General features: G+C 63.0%; 17 protein-coding genes. 3 read left to right on the top strand and 14 right to left on the bottom strand.

Going from position 1 to position 16,682, the window contains the following annotated elements; translation table 11 throughout:
- Positions 1 to 74: 74 nt before the first annotated feature.
- Together ptsP and FHS64_RS02445 are read right to left on the bottom strand one after the other, a co-directional pair.
- Positions 75 to 2,378 (bottom strand): phosphoenolpyruvate--protein phosphotransferase, encoded by a 2,304-nt coding sequence (gene ptsP, locus FHS64_RS02440; RefSeq protein ID WP_167175124.1) that lies wholly within the window; start codon positions 2,376 to 2,378, stop codon positions 75 to 77.
- Between the two features lie 82 nt (positions 2,379 to 2,460).
- Positions 2,461 to 3,759, bottom strand: a complete 1,299-nt coding sequence (locus FHS64_RS02445; protein ID WP_243862678.1) for an aspartate kinase — start codon at positions 3,757 to 3,759, stop codon at positions 2,461 to 2,463.
- 81 nt (positions 3,760 to 3,840) lie between these two features.
- On the opposite strand from FHS64_RS02445, the gene ubiG reads away from it, so the two are divergent.
- Positions 3,841 to 4,668: a bifunctional 2-polyprenyl-6-hydroxyphenol methylase/3-demethylubiquinol 3-O-methyltransferase UbiG gene (gene ubiG, locus FHS64_RS02450; protein ID WP_167175127.1), complete on the top strand. Its 828-nt coding sequence runs from the start codon at positions 3,841 to 3,843 to the stop codon at positions 4,666 to 4,668.
- Between the two features lie 13 nt (positions 4,669 to 4,681).
- Here the strand turns inward: ubiG and FHS64_RS02455 are convergent, their stop codons facing one another.
- Genes FHS64_RS02455 through FHS64_RS02490 form a run of 8 tightly spaced genes read right to left on the bottom strand, consistent with a single transcriptional unit; the run spans position 4,682 to position 9,495 of the window.
- A complete protein-coding gene (locus FHS64_RS02455; RefSeq protein ID WP_167175130.1) occupies positions 4,682 to 5,242 on the bottom strand; it encodes a lipocalin family protein in 561 nt (186 codons plus the stop codon).
- Between the two features lie 53 nt (positions 5,243 to 5,295).
- On the bottom strand, positions 5,296 to 5,832 hold the full coding sequence (locus FHS64_RS02460; RefSeq protein ID WP_243862679.1) for a GNAT family N-acetyltransferase: 537 nt from the start codon (positions 5,830 to 5,832) through the stop codon (positions 5,296 to 5,298).
- Positions 5,787 to 6,257 carry a DUF6265 family protein gene (locus FHS64_RS02465; protein ID WP_243862680.1) on the bottom strand — a complete coding sequence of 157 codons (471 nt, stop codon included), beginning with the start codon at positions 6,255 to 6,257 and terminating at the stop codon, positions 5,787 to 5,789. Before FHS64_RS02465 ends, FHS64_RS02460 begins: the two co-directional genes overlap by 46 nt.
- A gap of 41 nt (positions 6,258 to 6,298) precedes the next feature.
- Positions 6,299 to 7,108 (bottom strand): AraC family transcriptional regulator, encoded by an 810-nt coding sequence (locus tag FHS64_RS02470; protein WP_167175133.1) that lies wholly within the window; start codon positions 7,106 to 7,108, stop codon positions 6,299 to 6,301.
- A gap of 4 nt (positions 7,109 to 7,112) precedes the next feature.
- Positions 7,113 to 7,550 carry a DUF1178 family protein gene (locus FHS64_RS02475; protein ID WP_167175136.1) on the bottom strand — a complete coding sequence of 146 codons (438 nt, stop codon included), beginning with the start codon at positions 7,548 to 7,550 and terminating at the stop codon, positions 7,113 to 7,115.
- Positions 7,547 to 8,386 (bottom strand): carbon-nitrogen hydrolase family protein, encoded by an 840-nt coding sequence (locus tag FHS64_RS02480; RefSeq protein ID WP_167175139.1) that lies wholly within the window; start codon positions 8,384 to 8,386, stop codon positions 7,547 to 7,549. Before FHS64_RS02480 ends, FHS64_RS02475 begins: the two co-directional genes overlap by 4 nt.
- Before the next feature lie 20 nt (positions 8,387 to 8,406).
- Complete coding sequence (grxC, locus tag FHS64_RS02485) at positions 8,407 to 8,664, bottom strand: glutaredoxin 3 (protein WP_167175142.1); 258 nt, start codon at positions 8,662 to 8,664, stop codon at positions 8,407 to 8,409.
- Positions 8,665 to 8,703: 39 nt separating this feature from the next.
- Positions 8,704 to 9,495 (bottom strand): ComF family protein, encoded by a 792-nt coding sequence (locus tag FHS64_RS02490; RefSeq protein ID WP_167175145.1) that lies wholly within the window; start codon positions 9,493 to 9,495, stop codon positions 8,704 to 8,706.
- Here FHS64_RS02490 and FHS64_RS02495 point away from each other — a divergent pair.
- A complete protein-coding gene (locus FHS64_RS02495) occupies positions 9,494 to 10,378 on the top strand; it encodes a methyltransferase domain-containing protein (RefSeq protein WP_167175147.1) in 885 nt (294 codons plus the stop codon). The two genes, FHS64_RS02490 and FHS64_RS02495, sit on opposite strands and share 2 nt — an antisense overlap.
- 8 nt (positions 10,379 to 10,386) lie before the next feature.
- Here FHS64_RS02495 and FHS64_RS02500 read toward each other — a convergent pair whose 3' ends face one another.
- The 4 genes from FHS64_RS02500 to FHS64_RS02515 are packed head-to-tail and all read right to left on the bottom strand — an operon-like array spanning position 10,387 to position 13,375.
- The gene (locus FHS64_RS02500) at positions 10,387 to 10,614 is read right to left on the bottom strand and encodes a Flp family type IVb pilin (RefSeq protein ID WP_167175149.1); all 228 of its coding nucleotides are present in this window, start codon (positions 10,612 to 10,614) and stop codon (positions 10,387 to 10,389) included.
- 26 nt (positions 10,615 to 10,640) lie between these two features.
- Positions 10,641 to 11,066 (bottom strand): 8-oxo-dGTP diphosphatase MutT, encoded by a 426-nt coding sequence (mutT, locus tag FHS64_RS02505; protein ID WP_167175152.1) that lies wholly within the window; start codon positions 11,064 to 11,066, stop codon positions 10,641 to 10,643.
- 11 nt (positions 11,067 to 11,077) lie between these two features.
- Positions 11,078 to 12,451: a bifunctional glutamate N-acetyltransferase/amino-acid acetyltransferase ArgJ gene (gene argJ / locus FHS64_RS02510; protein ID WP_167175155.1), complete on the bottom strand. Its 1,374-nt coding sequence runs from the start codon at positions 12,449 to 12,451 to the stop codon at positions 11,078 to 11,080.
- A 21-nt stretch (positions 12,452 to 12,472) separates the two neighbouring features.
- Positions 12,473 to 13,375 carry a peptidylprolyl isomerase gene (locus FHS64_RS02515; RefSeq protein WP_167175158.1) on the bottom strand — a complete coding sequence of 301 codons (903 nt, stop codon included), beginning with the start codon at positions 13,373 to 13,375 and terminating at the stop codon, positions 12,473 to 12,475.
- Between the two features lie 367 nt (positions 13,376 to 13,742).
- Here FHS64_RS02515 and secA point away from each other — a divergent pair, with 367 nt between their 5' ends.
- A complete protein-coding gene (gene secA, locus FHS64_RS02520) occupies positions 13,743 to 16,595 on the top strand; it encodes a preprotein translocase subunit SecA (protein ID WP_167175161.1) in 2,853 nt (950 codons plus the stop codon).
- The last annotated feature ends 87 nt before the right edge of the window (positions 16,596 to 16,682 follow it).

Here is a 16,682-nt window from a genome sequence, read left to right on the forward strand (position 1 = left end):
CCATTGCCGGGCTCGGCAGATCTTGGTCTTCCCCGCTTAAACGAGGCGGCGGTCGGGTTCAACGTGTGGCCGGATCAGATCGCAAGGTTGAGTTTGCGCGCCAGCGATTCCAGCTCTCCGCGCACACTACTGGCCGAAGACGCCAAAAGTGGCTCCATTCCACGGCGGGCCGCTTTCAGATCGGTGGACAGGATCATCCGTTTGACCGGTCCCACACCGCTGGCCGGAGCCGACAGGCGGTCAAAGCCCAGCGCGATCAGGGCAAACGCCTCCAGCGGCTTGCCCGCCAGTTCGCCACAGATGGACACCGGCGTATTGGTGTCGGTGCATTTCTCGCGGATTTCCAGCAGCGCCCGCAGCGCCGGTGGCGACAGCGGATCATAGCGGTCGGCCACGCGCGGATTGGTGCGGTCGGCAGCAAACATATACTGCATCAGGTCATTGGTGCCGATGGAGACAAAGTCTGTCAGCGGTAGCAGGGCGTCGAGGTGCCACAACAGGCTGGGGCATTCGATCATGGCCCCCACCCGCGTCAGGCGCGGCAGGGTGCGGCCACGACGGCGCGCCCATTCCATTTCGCGGTCCACCATTTCGCGCGCACGGCGGAATTCCTCGACCGTGGCGATCATCGGGAACATAACGCGCAGTTCGCGTCCCGCCGCCGCCGACAACAGGGCGCGCAGCTGCATCCGCAACAGGGCCGGACGGTCCAGCCCCAGACGGATGGCGCGGCGGCCCATGGCAGGGTTTTCCTCGCGCTCGGGTTCCAGATAGGGCAGGATTTTATCGCCGCCGATATCCAGCGTGCGGAAGGTCACAGGGCGGTTGCCCGCCGCATCCAGCACCAGTTTGTAGAGCGCGGTCTGGGCCGTCAATTTCGGCAGTTCGTCGGCGACCATGAACTGGAACTCGGTGCGGAACAGGCCGATGCCCTCGGCCCCCGTCATGTCCAGATTTTCCAGATCGACCGCCAGACCGGCATTGGTCAGCACCATGATGCGCGTGCCGTCCAGCGTGATGGCGGGCGTATCGCGCAGCTGGTCGAACTCGGCACGTTGTTGTTCACGCACCTCCATCCGGCTTTGCAGCGCCACCAGCATGTCCTGACGCGGGCGCAGGAAGGCTTCGCCCGTTTCGCCATCGACGATGACCGGATCACCTTCGGACAGACGGTCGCGAAGGCCCGTCAGGCGCCCGACACAGGGGATTTGCAGCGCGCGGGCCACAATGGCGGCGTGACCGGCGGGCGAGCCTTCTTCGAGCAGAAGGCCTTTCAGCTTGGAGCGCGGATATTCCAGCAGGTCGGCAGGGCCGAGATTACGTGCCACCAGAATGGCATCGTCCGGCAGTTGCCGCTCGCCCGGATTATCGCCCATCAGGACGCGCAACAGGCGGTTGGCCAGATCCTCGAAATCGTGCAGCCGCTCGCGGATATAGGGGTCACGCGCACTGGCAAAACGGGCGCGGTGCTCGTTACGGGCACGGTCCACCGCCGCCTCGGCCGTCAGACCCGAGCGCACCGCCTCTTCGAGCGAGCGGTTCCAGCCACGGTCGTCGGCGAACATGCGATAGGTTTCGAGCACCTCGTAAGGGGTGCCGCCCAGCTTGGCCTGACCGCCTTCGAGCAACAGGTCGATGCTGGATTTCAGGGCCGACAGGCCGTCCTGAAGGCGGACTTCCTCAAGGGCCGGATCATCGGCCAGCAGCTTTTCGGGTGGAACAGGGGCTTCGTGCAGGACGGCACGGCCCACGGCCAGTCCTTCGGAGAATTTCTGGCCGGACAGGCGCTCTGGCCGGTGCGGCGACAGCTCGACATCGCGCAGTTCGGCATCGGCCAGAAGACCGCCAGACGCCACCGTTTCCGACAGCACCATGGCGATGTTCTGGATGTCTTCCAGCTCGTCCTCGTCATAGACGCGGGCGGCGCGGTTCTGGACCACCAGCACCCCGATGGCGCGACCACCGCGCAGCAGGGGCGCGCCAAGGAAGGCATTGAACGGGTCTTCGCCCGTTTCCGGACGATAGGAGAAGTTCGGGTGTTCCTGCGCGTTCGACAAGCTGATCGGGCGGGCCAGACGGGCCACCTCGCCCACCAGACCCTCGCCGGGGCGCAGGCGCGTATTGTGGACAGCGGCGGGATTCAGGCCTTCGGTAGCGAACAGCTCAAGCTCGCCCGAGCCGCGTCGCAGATAGATGGAGCAGACCTCGGCCACCATGGAGCGGGCAATAATGCCCACCACCATGTCCAGCCTTTGCTGGGCACCGGCCACCGCGACACCACTGGCACCGCCCGCACCATAACCGCCGGCCAAGGCCTCGCGGATTTGGCGCAGCAGGTTCCGTGGGCCCCGTGTCGTCAATCCCGCATTCTTGACCATGACAGCTCCTGTTCTGCTGACCGGTGTCCAGTGTGCCAGCAAGCGGCACGGCTGTCTCTATCTGTGATGACGCTGTTCGCCTTTAAAGCGTGTCCAGACCGTAGGCCGCGTGCAGGGCGCGCACAGCCAGTTCGGCATAGGCAGACTCAATCAGCACGCTGATCTTGATTTCCGAGGTCGAGATGGCCTGGAACTTGATGCCTTTGTCCGCAAGGGCGCGGAACATCATCTGGGCCACACCGGCGTGCGAGCGCATGCCGACACCGATGACCGAGACCTTGGCCACATCGTCATCGACGCGGATTTCCTCAAAGCCGATTTCCGACTTGAGCGAGCTCATCAGCTCGGCAGCGCGGGCAGCGTCGCGGCGGCCAGTGGTGAAGGTCAGGTTGACGGTACCGGCGCTGCGGGCCTGTGACTGGACGATCATGTCCACGTTCACGCTGGCCTCGGCCAGACGGGTGAAGACGTCGGCCGGAGCGTCGGTACGGTCCGAAAGGCCCAGCAGGGTGATCCGGGCTTCGTCCCGGCTCATCGTCACGCCGGAAACGATGCGCTTTTCCACGATCTCATCCTCGTCGCAAATCAGGGTGCCGGCATCTTCCGGCAGTTTTCCGTTTTCATCAGGCTCGATAAAGCTGGACAGAACCCGCACAGGCACGCGCTTGTGCATGGCCAGTTCGACCGAGCGGGTCTGCAAGACCTTGGCCCCCAAGGACGCCATTTCGAGCATTTCTTCATAAGAGACGCGGGCCAGTCGGCGGGCGCGGTTCTCGATGCGCGGATCGGTCGTATAGACCCCGTCCACGTCGGTATAGATGTCGCAAGGCGCATTCAGCGCTGCCGCCACGGCCACAGCCGAGGTGTCGGAGCCGCCACGGCCCAAGGTGGTGATACGGCCCGAACGCGAGACGCCCTGGAAGCCCGGAATGATAGCGATTTCACCGGCATCCATCGACGCGCCCAGCACTTCGCCCGGCACATCCTCGATGCGCGCACGACCGTGGGCGTCATCGGTGATGATCGGAATCTGCCAGCCCATCCAGCTACGGGCTTTCAGGCCCATATTGCGAAGGGTCAGGGCCAGAAGGCCCGATGTGACCTGTTCACCCGAGGCGACGACGACATCGTACTCGTCATCGGTCATCGAGCCTTTGGGGTACAGACCGGCTGCGGGTGCGCCCGCGCCATCGGTCCATGCCACCAGTTCATTGGTCTTGCCCGCCATGGCCGATACGACCACAGCGACCTTTTTACCTTTAGCCGCCTCGGCGGCGACAATGCGCGCCGCACGGCGAATTCGCTCCAGATCGGCCATCGAAGTTCCACCGAACTTCATGACCAGACGGCTGCGATCCGTCTCTTGGCTTGCGCCTGTCATCCTTATCCCCGGTTACCGGTGCCCAAATCAGGGGCGTCTTGTCACTTGCGTCGGAATGAAAGGCAGTCCATCCCTTCGCTCATGTCCGCTTCTAACGACAGCAGCCTTGAGCGCAATCCCCAATCCGCGCAGGATTTTTCCGACATTCCGCATGACGGAACCATGGAACGTGCCCAAGGCCCCAGTATCGACCCTGCCGATGTGGCACGATTTTCCGCGCAAGCTGCCGAATGGTGGGATCCGAAGGGGCCGTTTGCGCCGCTTCACCGCTTTAATCCGGCCCGTCTGAGATTCGTGCGCGACCGTGTGGCCGACCATTACGGCCTGAATGCCAATACGCGCGCGCCGTTTGCCGGTCTTAAGCTGATCGATATCGGTTGCGGCGGTGGCCTGCTGGCCGAGCCGATGCGGCGCATGGGGTTTGAGGTCACGGCGCTGGATGCGTCGTCGGAGAACATCGGCACTGCCCGCGCCCATGCCGAGCAGGTCGGTCTGGATATCCGCTACAAGGCGTCCACGGTCGAGCAGATGGTCGAGGCAGGCGAAGGTCCATTCGATGTGGTTCTGACCATGGAGGTCATCGAACACGTCGCCGATCCAGAGGCTTTTGTGCGGGCTTGTTCCCAGCTGGTGAAACCCGGCGGGATCATGATTGTCGCCACGCTGAACCGCACCCTCAAGGGGCTGTTGCTGGGCAAGTTCGTTGCCGAATATGTGCTGCGCTGGGTGCCCGCAGGGACGCACAACTGGAAGCAGTTCCTCAAGCCCGACGAGATCCGCGACATGCTCAAGGACGAGCCGCTGACCGTTACCGGCCCGTATGGTCTGAGCTATGATCTGCTGAACGACCGCTGGGGCGAAGGCGATTCCGACATCAACTATATGATGGTGGCCATCAAGAAGGCCTGATGGCCTTCACGCCCTAATGCCGGGTCACGCGCAGCATGGACAGGTCGTAGCCCAGTTCGCCCGTGCGGCTCCAAAGGCGTTCGCGCAGCTCCGGTGACGGGTTAGGCTCGCGGCTGAGGAGCCACAGATAGCGGCCGGAGCCTTCGCCGACGATGGCCCAGCTATAGTCGTCGGCATGGTCCAGCACCCAGTAATTGCCGACATAGAAGGGACCGAAGAAGGATACTTTCAGCTTGGCATTGCCGCTGTCCGCAACCACCTTGGCGCGGGCCTCGGCCTGTTTGACAGGGCCGTTCAGCGCGCCTTCGTGGCAGGTGTTGACGACGCGGATCAGGCCGTCATCGCGCAGGCTGTAATCGGCGGTCACCGCCTCGCAATCCTTCTGGAAGCCCTGTTCGTAGCGGGCCAGTTCGTACCAGCGCCCCAGATAGCGATCGAGCTCTACGGTTTTGGCAGGTTCCGGCACGCGGGCATTGCCGGACGGGCCTTGCTGCAAGGTCGCGCAGGCCCCCAGCGCCACAAGGGCGACACCTGCCAGAAGAAGGACGGGCAGACGGGTTTTAAGATTTGCCATGCCTATAAAACCGTCTGCGCGCGTCAGTGGTTCCCTCAGACTTCAGGGTCTTATCAGACCAGAGGGCGTTCCATATAGCGGGCGTCATCGCCGTAGCTGGCCAGTTTTTCGGCCATGCCTTCGGGGTTTTGCACTTCAAAACCGTTGCGGTTCCAAAAGCCCGTGGCGTTGTTGACCGCGACCAGCGACACGCGCGGCCAGCCGTCTGCCTTGACCTGTTCGGCCAGTTTTTCGATCACCGTGCGGGTATGGCCACCGCCACGCACATCGGGGTCGATGGCCAGATCGTGCAGGTAATAGCTGTCGGCATCTGCGGGGATGGCGTCGATCAGCACATTCAGCGCCGGTGCCATGTTCCGCATCCACGGATAGGACACCAGATAGCCCTTTACTGTGTCCTGATCGTCGGCCAGCACGAAGCAGCCGTTCGGGTTCAGGTCCAGACGATTGGCAAAACAGGCGCGTTCTTCCGGATGGTCCGGGAAGGATTTCTGGGCCACCAGCACCACACCGTCCAGATCGCTTTCGCGCATGGCGCGCCAGTTCAGCGCGGGCATCGGCTGTTCAGCTCGGCTTTGTTGAAGGTCCATTCCATACTCCGGTTCTCGTCGTCATCAGCCCCCTCGATACGGGCCTGTAGCTGATCCTGATGCCGTTGATAAATGATCCGGTGCGGAAAATCGTTCTCGGGGTTGGTAAAGACGGCGCGCTGCGGGCCGCTTTCGATCAGGCGGAAAACCGTTGCCGGTGCCCCGTCAGGCTGGGCGAAATAGGCCAGTCCGCCGTCTTTCAGGGGCGCAATGCGGCTACTCTCGAAGCCGCTGCGGCCATTTCGCACAGTTACGGAAGACCCAACGATCAGACCCAGTCTCGGATCGCTCCAGGTTTCGGACGCCTCGCCGCCGCGCGAGCAATCCAGCCAATAGCCGGCCAACCACGACAGGTCGGGTGTTTGTGGCGCAACCGGGCCTGCCTGCAACAAAGTGGCGAACGCCAGACCAATCATAGCTGTCATAATGCTTCCCTCCTCAAGGATCGCCCCAAGCTAGGCCAAGCTCACGAAGCGGGCTTGTAAGATTGCGACGCCAATTTGCGCGCCAACTCCATCTGCTCGCGTGCCCATTCCGTCGCCGTGCATCCCAGAAAGCGACGAAAATCGCGCGCCATCTGGGGTTGGTCGAAATAGCCTGCGGCCAGTCCGGCTTCTAGCCAAGAGGCCGCATCAGCATCCGGACCTGTCGCGTGGTCGAAAATACGGCGAAAGCGAAAGACCGACCGCAAGGTACGCGGAGAGACGCCGACACGGTCGCGAAAGCGGCGTTGCAGGGCGCGCCGTTCCGTCGGGTTCAGTAACGGTCCATCGGTTTCACGCTCGGCAGCGGCGACCTCGGCGCGCACTGCGGGATCAATATGCCAGCTGCCCGTTTGGCGCTGCCCCTCCAGCCATGCCGCCAAGGCCGCCGCCTGAGCTGCGGGATCGTCTGATGGTGCCGCAAAACCATGCAGGCGCTTTACAAAATCCAGTCTCCGGTCTGTCGCCTCGATCAGAGGACGCCCCAACCCGTCGCGTGCGCCGTCCGGCTCGAACTTGGCAGCGACGATCTCGACCGGACCAACCGGACGAATGAGCATGGGTCGGGTCAACTGACCGGCGAAAATCACCGAAGGCTGGGGCCGAAAGACGCCGTCTTCGCCCTCCTCCGCATAGGGAGCAGCCAGATCAATCACCAGCTCGGGGCAGCCATCCGGCGCAATGCGCTGCACGGCCCCTGTCGGTGCCGGTGCCGCATAGGTCCACAGGAGACGCACAAAGGGGCGTAGGGATTCAGGCGGAGCGAACTCTTCGTATCTTTCTTCTCCACCCATCCGTTCAGTTGGCCTTTTTGGGATCGGGCGGCAGGTCCGGCAGCGGCACGCAGGGGACGCCGTCGTCTTTCAGTTTTTTGATGTCGGCGGGTGTGGCCTCGCCATAGATTTCGCGTTTCTCGCTGCGGCCTTCATGGATGTCGCGGGCCTCGCGGGCGAAGGTGTCGCCGACATAGTCGAAATTATCCTCGACATGGGCGCGCACCTCGCGGGCGGCCTCCATCATCATGGTCTGCATGGTTTGCAAGGCGTCGGGCTGGACCGTTGCGGTCTTTTTGGTGCCGGAGACGGCGGGGGCCATAATCTGTTTTCTGACCGCGCGGGAGGCGCAGAAGGGGCATTCGACCAAGCCGCGCTCGGCCTGATCGTCATAGTCGGATGACGAGGCAAACCACGCCTCGAAACCGTGGTCGTGATCGCAGATGAGGGCGTAGCGGATCATTGGCCGGACACGAATTGACGGTCGTGGGTCAGGGCCGGAATGGCGCGGCGCGCGGCATCGACGAGCGACAGGTCCAAGGTCGCATGAAGAATGGCGGGTTGGTCATGGTCCAGCTTGGCGATGACCTCGCCCCACGGGGTGATGACCATGGAGCGGCCCCATGTCTTGCGGCCATCCTCGTGGGTGCCGCCTTGGGCGGGGGCGAGAACGAAGCTGCCGGTTTCAATGGCGCGGGCGCGCAGCAGGACTTCCCAATGGGCCTCGCCGGTCGGGCGGGTAAAGGCGGCGGGCACCGTTAAAAGTGAGGCTCCGCCCTGTGCCAGTGCGCGGTGCAGATAGGCAAAGCGCACGTCATAGCAGATGGTCAGGCCAAGGCCGCCCCACGGCGTGTCGGCCACCACGGCTTGCGATCCGGGGCGGATCACGGCGCTTTCGCGCCAGCGTTCGCCCGTATCCAGATCGACGTCAAAGACGTGCATCTTGTCATAGCGGGCAGTGATGCGGCCTTGCGGGTCGATCAGCAGGCTGCGGTTGGCGGCACGGTCATCGCCTTCGATACCGGAGCGCACGATTACCGAGCCGATCAGGAGCCAGATGTTCAGCTCCGCTGCCAGAGCTTGCAGGCCAAGGACGGCTTCGTCGGTGGCCTCGTCGGATAGAGCCTCCTCGCGCAGGCCTTTGCGCTGTTCGAGGAAGTTGCTGCCTTCGGGGGTCAGGACAAACTCGACACCTTCGGCAGCGGCCTGACGGATCAGGGGCGTGATATGGGCAAGGCCCGCGCGGCTTGTGGCCGGTGTGCAGGTCTGGATCAGGGCCGTTTTGACCATGACGCTCATATCACGCTCCTGAAAAGCTCTTAAGCGGCCAGCAGCGGGTCGAGGCCGCCCTTGGCGTCCAACGCGTGCAGTTGGTCGCAACCGCCGATGTGCTGGTCGTTGATGAAGATTTGCGGGAAGGTGGCGGCACCGTTCGAGCGGGCAACCATCTCGGCCTTCTTTGCCGGATCGTTCGAAGCGACGATCTCGGTATAGGCTGCGCCCTTGCGGTCCAGCAGCGACATGGCACGGATGCAATAGGGGCAACCGGGCTTGGTATAGATAACGATCTCGGCCACGCGGGGCATCTCCTTACAGGGGGAATATCAAACTGAGCCCTATTTAGGCATTTCGCGCGCGCCATGCACCCCCGCAATCACGGCCAGATCAACACTAGCGGCTCCGGCGTCCAGCAAGGCCTTGGTACAGGCATTGGCGGTGGCCCCTGTGGTCAGCACATCATCCACCAGAAGGATGCGGCGGCCCACGATCTTTTTGGCCCCCGAGGCCGTCACGCGAAATGCGCCGCGCACATTGGTTTTGCGACCGCCAAGGGACTTTCCGCCCTGGCTTTGGGTGGCGCGGATACGTTTGAGGCTATCGGGCAGATAGGTCAGGCCGCGAAGGGCGGCCAAGGGGCGGGCGATCTCGGCGCTCTGGTTGAAGCGGCGTTGCAAGAGGCGCGAGGGGTGGAGAGGCACCGGCACCACCGCATCGCAGTCGAGGATGAGCGGATCGGCGGCGCGGCTGAGCCAGCGGGCAAACAGCTTGGCATGGGCCTGCTGATCGCCGTGTTTGAGGCCAAGGATCAGGCCGCGCGAATGCTCGTCATAGATGCAGGCTGCGCGGGCGCGTGAAAACAGATGGGGCGTGGTCTGGCAGGGAATACAGCGCCCTCCCCCCGAAGCCAGTTCATATTCGAAGGCCTGACCGCAGCCGTCGCAAACAGGGTCTTCCAGAAAGATTATGCGGTTGAAGGCCGAGACGCTGAGGCCGCCAAGACTGCCCTCGAACCCGTCTAGACTGGCGGGCGGCAGGACAATATCGACCAAGGCCCGACCATAATCGCGCAGTCGAATGGCCCACGGGGCTTTTATTCCCGATCGCAAACGGCCATCTAATCCCGTCATGAGCGCCCCCTCCTCCGGTCCCCCCAATATTTTCGACGCCAGCCGTCGTGTCCATCGTCTTGCCCGCGCGCAGCGCCTGTTCCCGCAGGCGGATTTTCTACATCGCAGGGCCGCCGAGGATGCCGCCCATACCCTGTCGGCCATCCTGCGCGAGTTTCCGCGCGGCGTCGATCTGTCTCCGCATGGAGGACTGGTGGCGCAGGCGCTGCAAGGCATGCCAGCGGCAGAGCGGATCGGTGCGATTGAATCGCTCGGGTCTCTGGATGAACGGGCGGCACCGGGGGCGGCCCCCTTGCCGGTGGCCGAGCAGTCGGCGGACCTGATTATCAACCTGTTTGGTCTGCACTGGGCCAATGACCTACCCGGGGCGCTGGCACAGATCCGGCGGGCCTTGCGGCCGGACGGGCTGTTTATCGGCAGCCTGTTTGGCGCGGCGACCCTGAAAGAACTGCGCGGCGTGTTGACCGAGGCAGAGCTGGAGATACGTGGCGGGGCGCAGGCGCGGATATCGCCCTTTGTCGACGGTTTTGACGGGGCGGGTCTGTTACAGCGGGCCGGATTTGCCCTGCCGGTTTCGGATGTGGATCGGGTGACAGTGCGGTATCGCGATCCGTTTTCGCTGATGCGCGATCTGCGGGCCATGGGCGAAACAAACGCACTGGCCGGTCAGATCAAGCCGCTCAGCCGTGATATTCTGGCGCGGGCCGCAGCGCTTTATGTCGAGCGCCATGCCGAGGCCGATGGCCGGATTCCGGCAACGTTTGAAATGGTGCATCTGGCAGGCTGGGCTCCGCACGAGAGCCAGCAAAAGCCCGCCAAGCGTGGCTCGGCCAAGATGCGGCTGGCCGATGCTCTGGGTGTGAAGGAAGTGACGGACGAATAGGCGGCAGATCAGCCGCCTTCACCAGACCCTTCGCCGCCTCCGCCGCCCTCTCCGCCACTGCCGCTGAGAGCCGCAATGACGCGCTTCATGACCAGATCCCATTTGGCCATGACGCCGTCGCCAGTGGCCGACAGGGCCACCAGAATGACCATGGCGATCAGCGAGGCGATCAGGCCGTATTCGATGGCGGTTGCGCCGCTGGTGTCGCTTGCAAAAGCTTTGACTGTCGTGCGCATAGGCCACCCTTTCCGGACAGGCCGGTTTAAATCAAATCCCTGAGCCAGGCGATCAGCGGCTCATCGGCGGGGGGCATGGGATAGTCCCGAAGCTTATCCGGTTTGACCCACGCCAGTGCCGTATGTTCCTTGGCCACAACCGTGCCCGACCACCTACGGCAAAGGTAGAGTGGCATCAGTAAGTGAAATTTTTCGTAAGCATGACTGGTAAACACGAAGGGGGCGAGGCACGCCTCCTTGACGTCGATACCCAGCTCTTCATGCAATTCACGGATCAGAGCCTGTTCGGGGCGCTCGCCAGCCTCGACCTTGCCGCCGGGGAATTCCCACAGGCCTGCCAGTTGCTTACCCTCGGGGCGCTGGGCGATTAGGATGCGGCCATCCGGATCGATCAGGGCCACGGCGACGACGAGGACAGTAGGGACTGCCCCCGCATTTTCGACTTCCGTCACGAGCGCCCCTGTCACGAACGATAGTCCCCGTTGATCTCGATATAACGCTTGGTCAGGTCACAGGTCCAAACCGTGGCCGAGGCGCGGCCCGAAGCGACGTGGACCGTGATGTCGATCTCGTCATTCTTCATATAGGCGCTCATCACCTCTTCATTATAGTCGGTGGCCGGTGCGCCATCGACGGCGGCGGTGTGCGGGCCAAAGAAGATGGCCAGACGGTCGCGGTCCACGGCTTCGTCGGTCTTGCCGACGGCCATGACGATACGGCCCCAGTTGGCATCTTCACCGGCAATGGCGGTTTTCACCAGCGGGCTGTCGGCGATGGACTTGGCCAGCTTGCGGGCCGAGGCGGGCGATGCGGCGCCATCCACGGTGATCTTGACGAACTTGGTTGCGCCCTCGCCGTCCTTGACCAGTTGGTGGGCCAGATCGAGCATGACCTGTTCCAGAGCGCGCGAGAAGTCTTTCAGGCGGCGATCGCCGACGCGGCCGATGCGCGGCGCGCCCGAGGTGCCGGTGGCAAAGATCAGCGCCGTGTCATTGGTCGAGGTGTCTCCATCGACCGTCACCGAGTTGAAGGTGGTGCGGACATGAAGGTTCAGCAGCGCCTTCAGCACCGGCGGGGCGATGTCGGCATCGGTAACGATGAAGGCCAGCATGGTCGCCATGTCCGGTGCAATCATGCCCGAGCCCTTGGCAATGCCCGAGATACGCACCTTCACGCCCTCGATCTCGCACTCGGCGGTCGAGCCCTTGGGGAAGGTGTCAGTGGTCATAATGCCCGAACCGGCCTTGGCCCAGTTGTCAGGCGACAGACCGGCCTGGATGTCGGGCAGTTTGGCGGTGATTTTGCTGTCATCCAGCACCACACCGATCACGCCCGTCGAGGCCAGCATGACGTCGCGCTGGCGGCAGCCAAAGCGCTTGGCGGCCTCGGCGGCGGTGCGGCGGGCGGCATCGGCCCCCAGCTTGCCGGTAAAGGCATTGGCACAGCCGGCATTGATGACCATCAGGCGCACGCCCTCGCCGCCCTTTTCGGCGTCGAGTTGCTTCTTGCACCAGTCCACCGGTGCCGAGCCGACCTTGTGGCGGGTAAACACACCCGCGCAATTGGCACCGTCGGGGAAGTGGAACACCACCAGATCGTCGCGCTCGTGCTTGTAAAAGCCGGCACGGGCCGTGGCGATTTCAACACCGCCCATAACCGGCAGTTCGGGGAACGGCACAGCCAGAGGCGAGATCATCAGGTCCGGCTTGCCCGCCGCCGGTTTGGCCGCAGGCTGGGTGGCCCGCTTGATGGCCGAGGTCAAAGGATCGAGCGCCTTCTCGATGGCGGCTTCAATCATGTGACCGGTCGAGGAAGGTTTCACAGGGGGTTGGCTCATCAGGCGGATCCAGTGGGGGACTTAAGAAGTCGCTACGGGCGAAGACGCTGCCGCAGCAGCGGTCGAAACAGGGGGTGGCGTTTGCGGCGCAGAACGCGGCGGGTCAATCTCGAATTCGACATTGGCCTTACCGCGCAGTTGTTCCAAGAGCTGGCGCACACCTTCATAGGTCAGATAGCGCACGATGACAGGGCGGGCCTGTTCCAGCGTCGGCGGGGTTTCGGCGCGGCGGTCCTCGACGCGCAGGATGGCCCAGCGGCCACTGGCCTCGACCGGCCCGATGACACTGCCAGCCGCTTTTTCGGTAATGGCCGCCGCATAGACCGGCGGCAGAAGGTCGGGCGTGGCATAGCCCAGATCGCCGCCAAGAGCGCGCGATGCCTCGTCCACCGAGCGTTGCGCGGCGACGGCTTCGAAACTGGTGCCCTGCCCCAGCAGCGCCAGAACGGCATCGGCCTCGGCGCGGGTGTCGCTGAGGATCAGGCGCAGGCGCACCTCCTCGGAGCGTTTGGCGCGGCGTTGCTGTTCGGCATAGAGGCGCTGGACCGCTTCGTCGGACACGGCCTTGTCGACCGCAGATTCCACCAGCATGTCGCCTAAAATACGCTGGCGCACAGCCTCCAGACGGCGCTGGGCGGCGGGGCTTTTATCGAGGCCACGACGTTCGGCCTCGCGGGCCAGAAGGGTCTGGTCGATCACCTCGTCCAGCACGCGGCGGAACAGTTCGGAGGCGACATCCAGCGGCTCGGCATCGCCGATCAGGCCCTGCGCCACCGCTTCGCGGCGCACATCGGAGGCCCAGATTTCATGCTTTTCGACACGGGCCACCACGCGGTCACCGGCATCGGGATGAAGTTTTTCGGGATTATCGCCACAGGCCGCCACCGACACTGCCAGCAGGACAGCAGCCAGTCTGACGGCCATAGGCCCGCCCACGGTTCGGCGCATCCGGAAAAAGTGATCGGAGAAGAACAACGGGCGCGACAATCGCATCAAACACTCCCTGCCTACACTCCCTGCACGGGGACGATAAAAGCGGACGGGCAAAAGCCTGTGAACCTGTGGTTTTGAGGCACGCATAGCTCTACCAAAACACTGCTCGCGTTGACAGGCCACAGGTCGGTGCTTAAGTCCGCCTTGCGCCCAAGTCGAGGGATTTTCGATTGAAGGAGCGAGGATGGAGCCGCCTGAAGGGCTGGCACCGGAAATCCTTGCGTTTTCAATGCCTCGATGCGGGCGAGAGCTGTCTTTTTCTCTGAGCCTTCAGCCGCTCGACCGTTTCGGATCACCCATGCTCGGCATCGCCAAGAAATTCTTTGGTTCCTCGAACGACCGTAAAGTCAAAACCTTTATGGCCGAGGTTCAGAAGATCAACGCCCTCGAACCCAAGTTCGAAGCGCTTTCGGACGACGAACTGCGCATGATGACGCAGACCTTCCGCGATCGCGTCGAGGGTGGTGAAAGCCTCAAGAAGATCCTGCCGGAAGCCTTTGCGGTTGCCCGCGAGGCGTCCAAGCGCGTTCTGGGCCAGCGTCAGTACGACGTCCAGTTGACCGGCGGTATGATCCTGCATGAAGGCGGTATCGCCGAGATGCGAACCGGCGAAGGCAAGACCCTGGTGGCTGTGGCGCCGGTGTATCTGAATGCCCTGAACGGCAAGGGCGTTCACGTCATTACCGTGAACGACTATCTGGCCCGCCGCGACGCCGAACAGATGGGTCGCGTCTATCGCTTCCTCGGTCTGGAAGTGGGCGTGATCGTCAATGGCCTGTCGCAAGGCCAGCGCCAAATGGCCTATCAGGCCGACATTACCTACGGCACCAATAACGAATTCGGCTTCGACTATCTGCGCGACAATCTGGTCTATGACCGTCGCGAGATGGTGCAGCGTAGCCACCACTTTGCCATCGTCGATGAAGTTGACTCCATCCTGATCGACGAAGCGCGTACCCCGCTGATCATCTCCGGCCCGACCGAGGATCGTTCGGACTTCTACAAGATCGTTGACGGTCTGGTGAAGGAACTGATCAAGGACAAGGACACCTACGAGCTGGACGAGAAGCAGCGTCAGGCGCTGCTGAGCGAGCTGGGTTCGGAGCGCATCGAGGAGATGCTCAAGGAAGCCGGTCACCTGACCGACGGCACCGAGGACCTGTATGATCCGCTGAACGTGTCGCTGGTCCACCATGTGAACCAGGCCCTGCGCGCCAATACGCTGTATAACCGCGACAAGGACTACATCATCAAGGGCGACGAGATCGTCCTGATCGATGAATATACCGGCCGTATGATGACGGGCCGTCGTCTGTCCGAAGGTCTGCACCAGGCGCTGGAAGCCAAGGAAGACGTCAAGATCCAGCCCGAGAACCAGACCCTGGCCTCGGTCACGATCCAGAACTATTTCCGCCTCTATGAAAAGCTGTCCGGCATGACCGGCACGGCCGCGACCGAGGCTCAGGAATTCCTCGACATCTACAAGATGGATGTTCTGGAAGTGCCGACCAACCGTCCGATCCTGCGTAAGGACTATGACGACGAGGTCTATCGCACCTTCAAGGAAAAGAACGACGCCATCACCGCCCAGATCGCCGACTGCCACGTGCGTGGCCAGCCGATTCTGGTGGGTACTGTGTCGATCGAGAAGTCCGAAGAGCTGTCGGAAATCCTCAAGACCTATGCCTACAAGGTCGAGACGGGCCGCACCCTCAAGGCCGAATATGCCGGTCGCGAGAAGGAAGCCCAGAAGGTCGGCGATGACGCCTATGACATCACCTATGCCACCGGTAAGGGCATCCCGCACAACGTTCTGAACGCGCGTCAGCACGAGCAGGAAGCCTATATTGTGGCCGATGCCGGTCTGCCCGGCGCGGTGACCATCGCCACCAACATGGCCGGTCGCGGTACCGACATTCAGGTCGGCGGTAACCTGGAAATGCGTATCGAGCGCTGGCGTCTGGAACAGCGTAACCTCGCCATCGAGGTCACGCCCGAGCAACTGGCCGCCAAGGAAGCCGAGTTCAAGGCCGAGATCGTCGTCGCCAAGGAGAAGGGCCTCGCCGCGGGCGGCCTGTTCGTTCTGGGCACCGAGCGTCACGAAAGCCGCCGTATCGACAACCAGCTGCGTGGTCGTACCGGCCGTCAGGGTGACCCGGGTACGTCGAAATTCTATCTGTCGTGCGAAGACGATCTGCTGCGTATTTTCGCCGGTGACCGTCTGGACGCCATCATGCAGCGCTTTGGCGTCGCCGAGGGCGAGGCCATCAGCCACCCGTGGCTGAACCGCGCCGTCGAGACCGCCCAGAAGCGCGTCGAGGCCCGCAACTACGACATGCGTAAAAACGTGCTGAAGTATGACGACGTCGTCAACGACCAGCGCAAGGCCGTGTTCGAACAACGTCAGGAGTTCATGGACTCCAACGACCTGTCCGAGCTGGTGGCCGACTTCCGTCAGGACACCATTTCCGATCTGGTCGAACGCTTCATGCCGCCCAAGGCCTATGCCGAGCAGTGGGACATCGACGGTCTGGACGAGAAGGTGAAGAGCATTCTCGGTCTGGAGCTGCCGCTGCATGACTGGGCGGCCGAAGAAGGCGTGTCGAACGAAGAAATCGAAGAGCGCCTGAACGAAGCCGCCAATGCCCGCGCCGCCGAGCGTCTGGAAATGGTCGGCGTCGAACAGACCCGCAATCTCGAAAAGCAGTTCATGCTGCAAATGATCGACATGCAGTGGCGCGAGCATCTGGTGCATCTGGACCACCTGCGCGGCGTGATCGGTCTGCGTGGCTATGGCCAGCGCGACCCGCTGAACGAGTACAAGACCGAGGCTTTCAACCTGTTTGAAAACCTGCTGCACGACCTGCGCCAGAATGTGACGCGCTGGCTGATGACGGTCGAGTTCCGCTTCCAGGCTCCGCCGGAACTGGAAATGCCGGAGTTTCAGGAAATCCACCTGAATCCGGGTACGGGCGAGAACGAAATGGCCAATCCGATGGCCCAGAATCCCGAAGGTATGCTGACCGGTGATGACCGCGCCAAGCTGCCGGTCGAGGCTCTGCCGGTCGGTTGGGAACGCACCAACCGCAATGGCGACTGCCCCTGTGGTTCGGGCCGCAAGTTCAAGCACTGCCACGGTAGTTTGATTTAACAGGCCGCGTCGGGTCGAAAAGGCGGAGCCTTTTGACCGCGGCCCAAGCAGAAAGGTGGGCGGGCCTTGCCCGCCGCCGCTAACTCT

Origin of the sequence: Brevundimonas terrae (assembly GCF_011761985.1) — a bacterium.
Taxonomy (GTDB): Bacteria; Pseudomonadota; Alphaproteobacteria; order Caulobacterales; family Caulobacteraceae; genus Brevundimonas; species Brevundimonas terrae.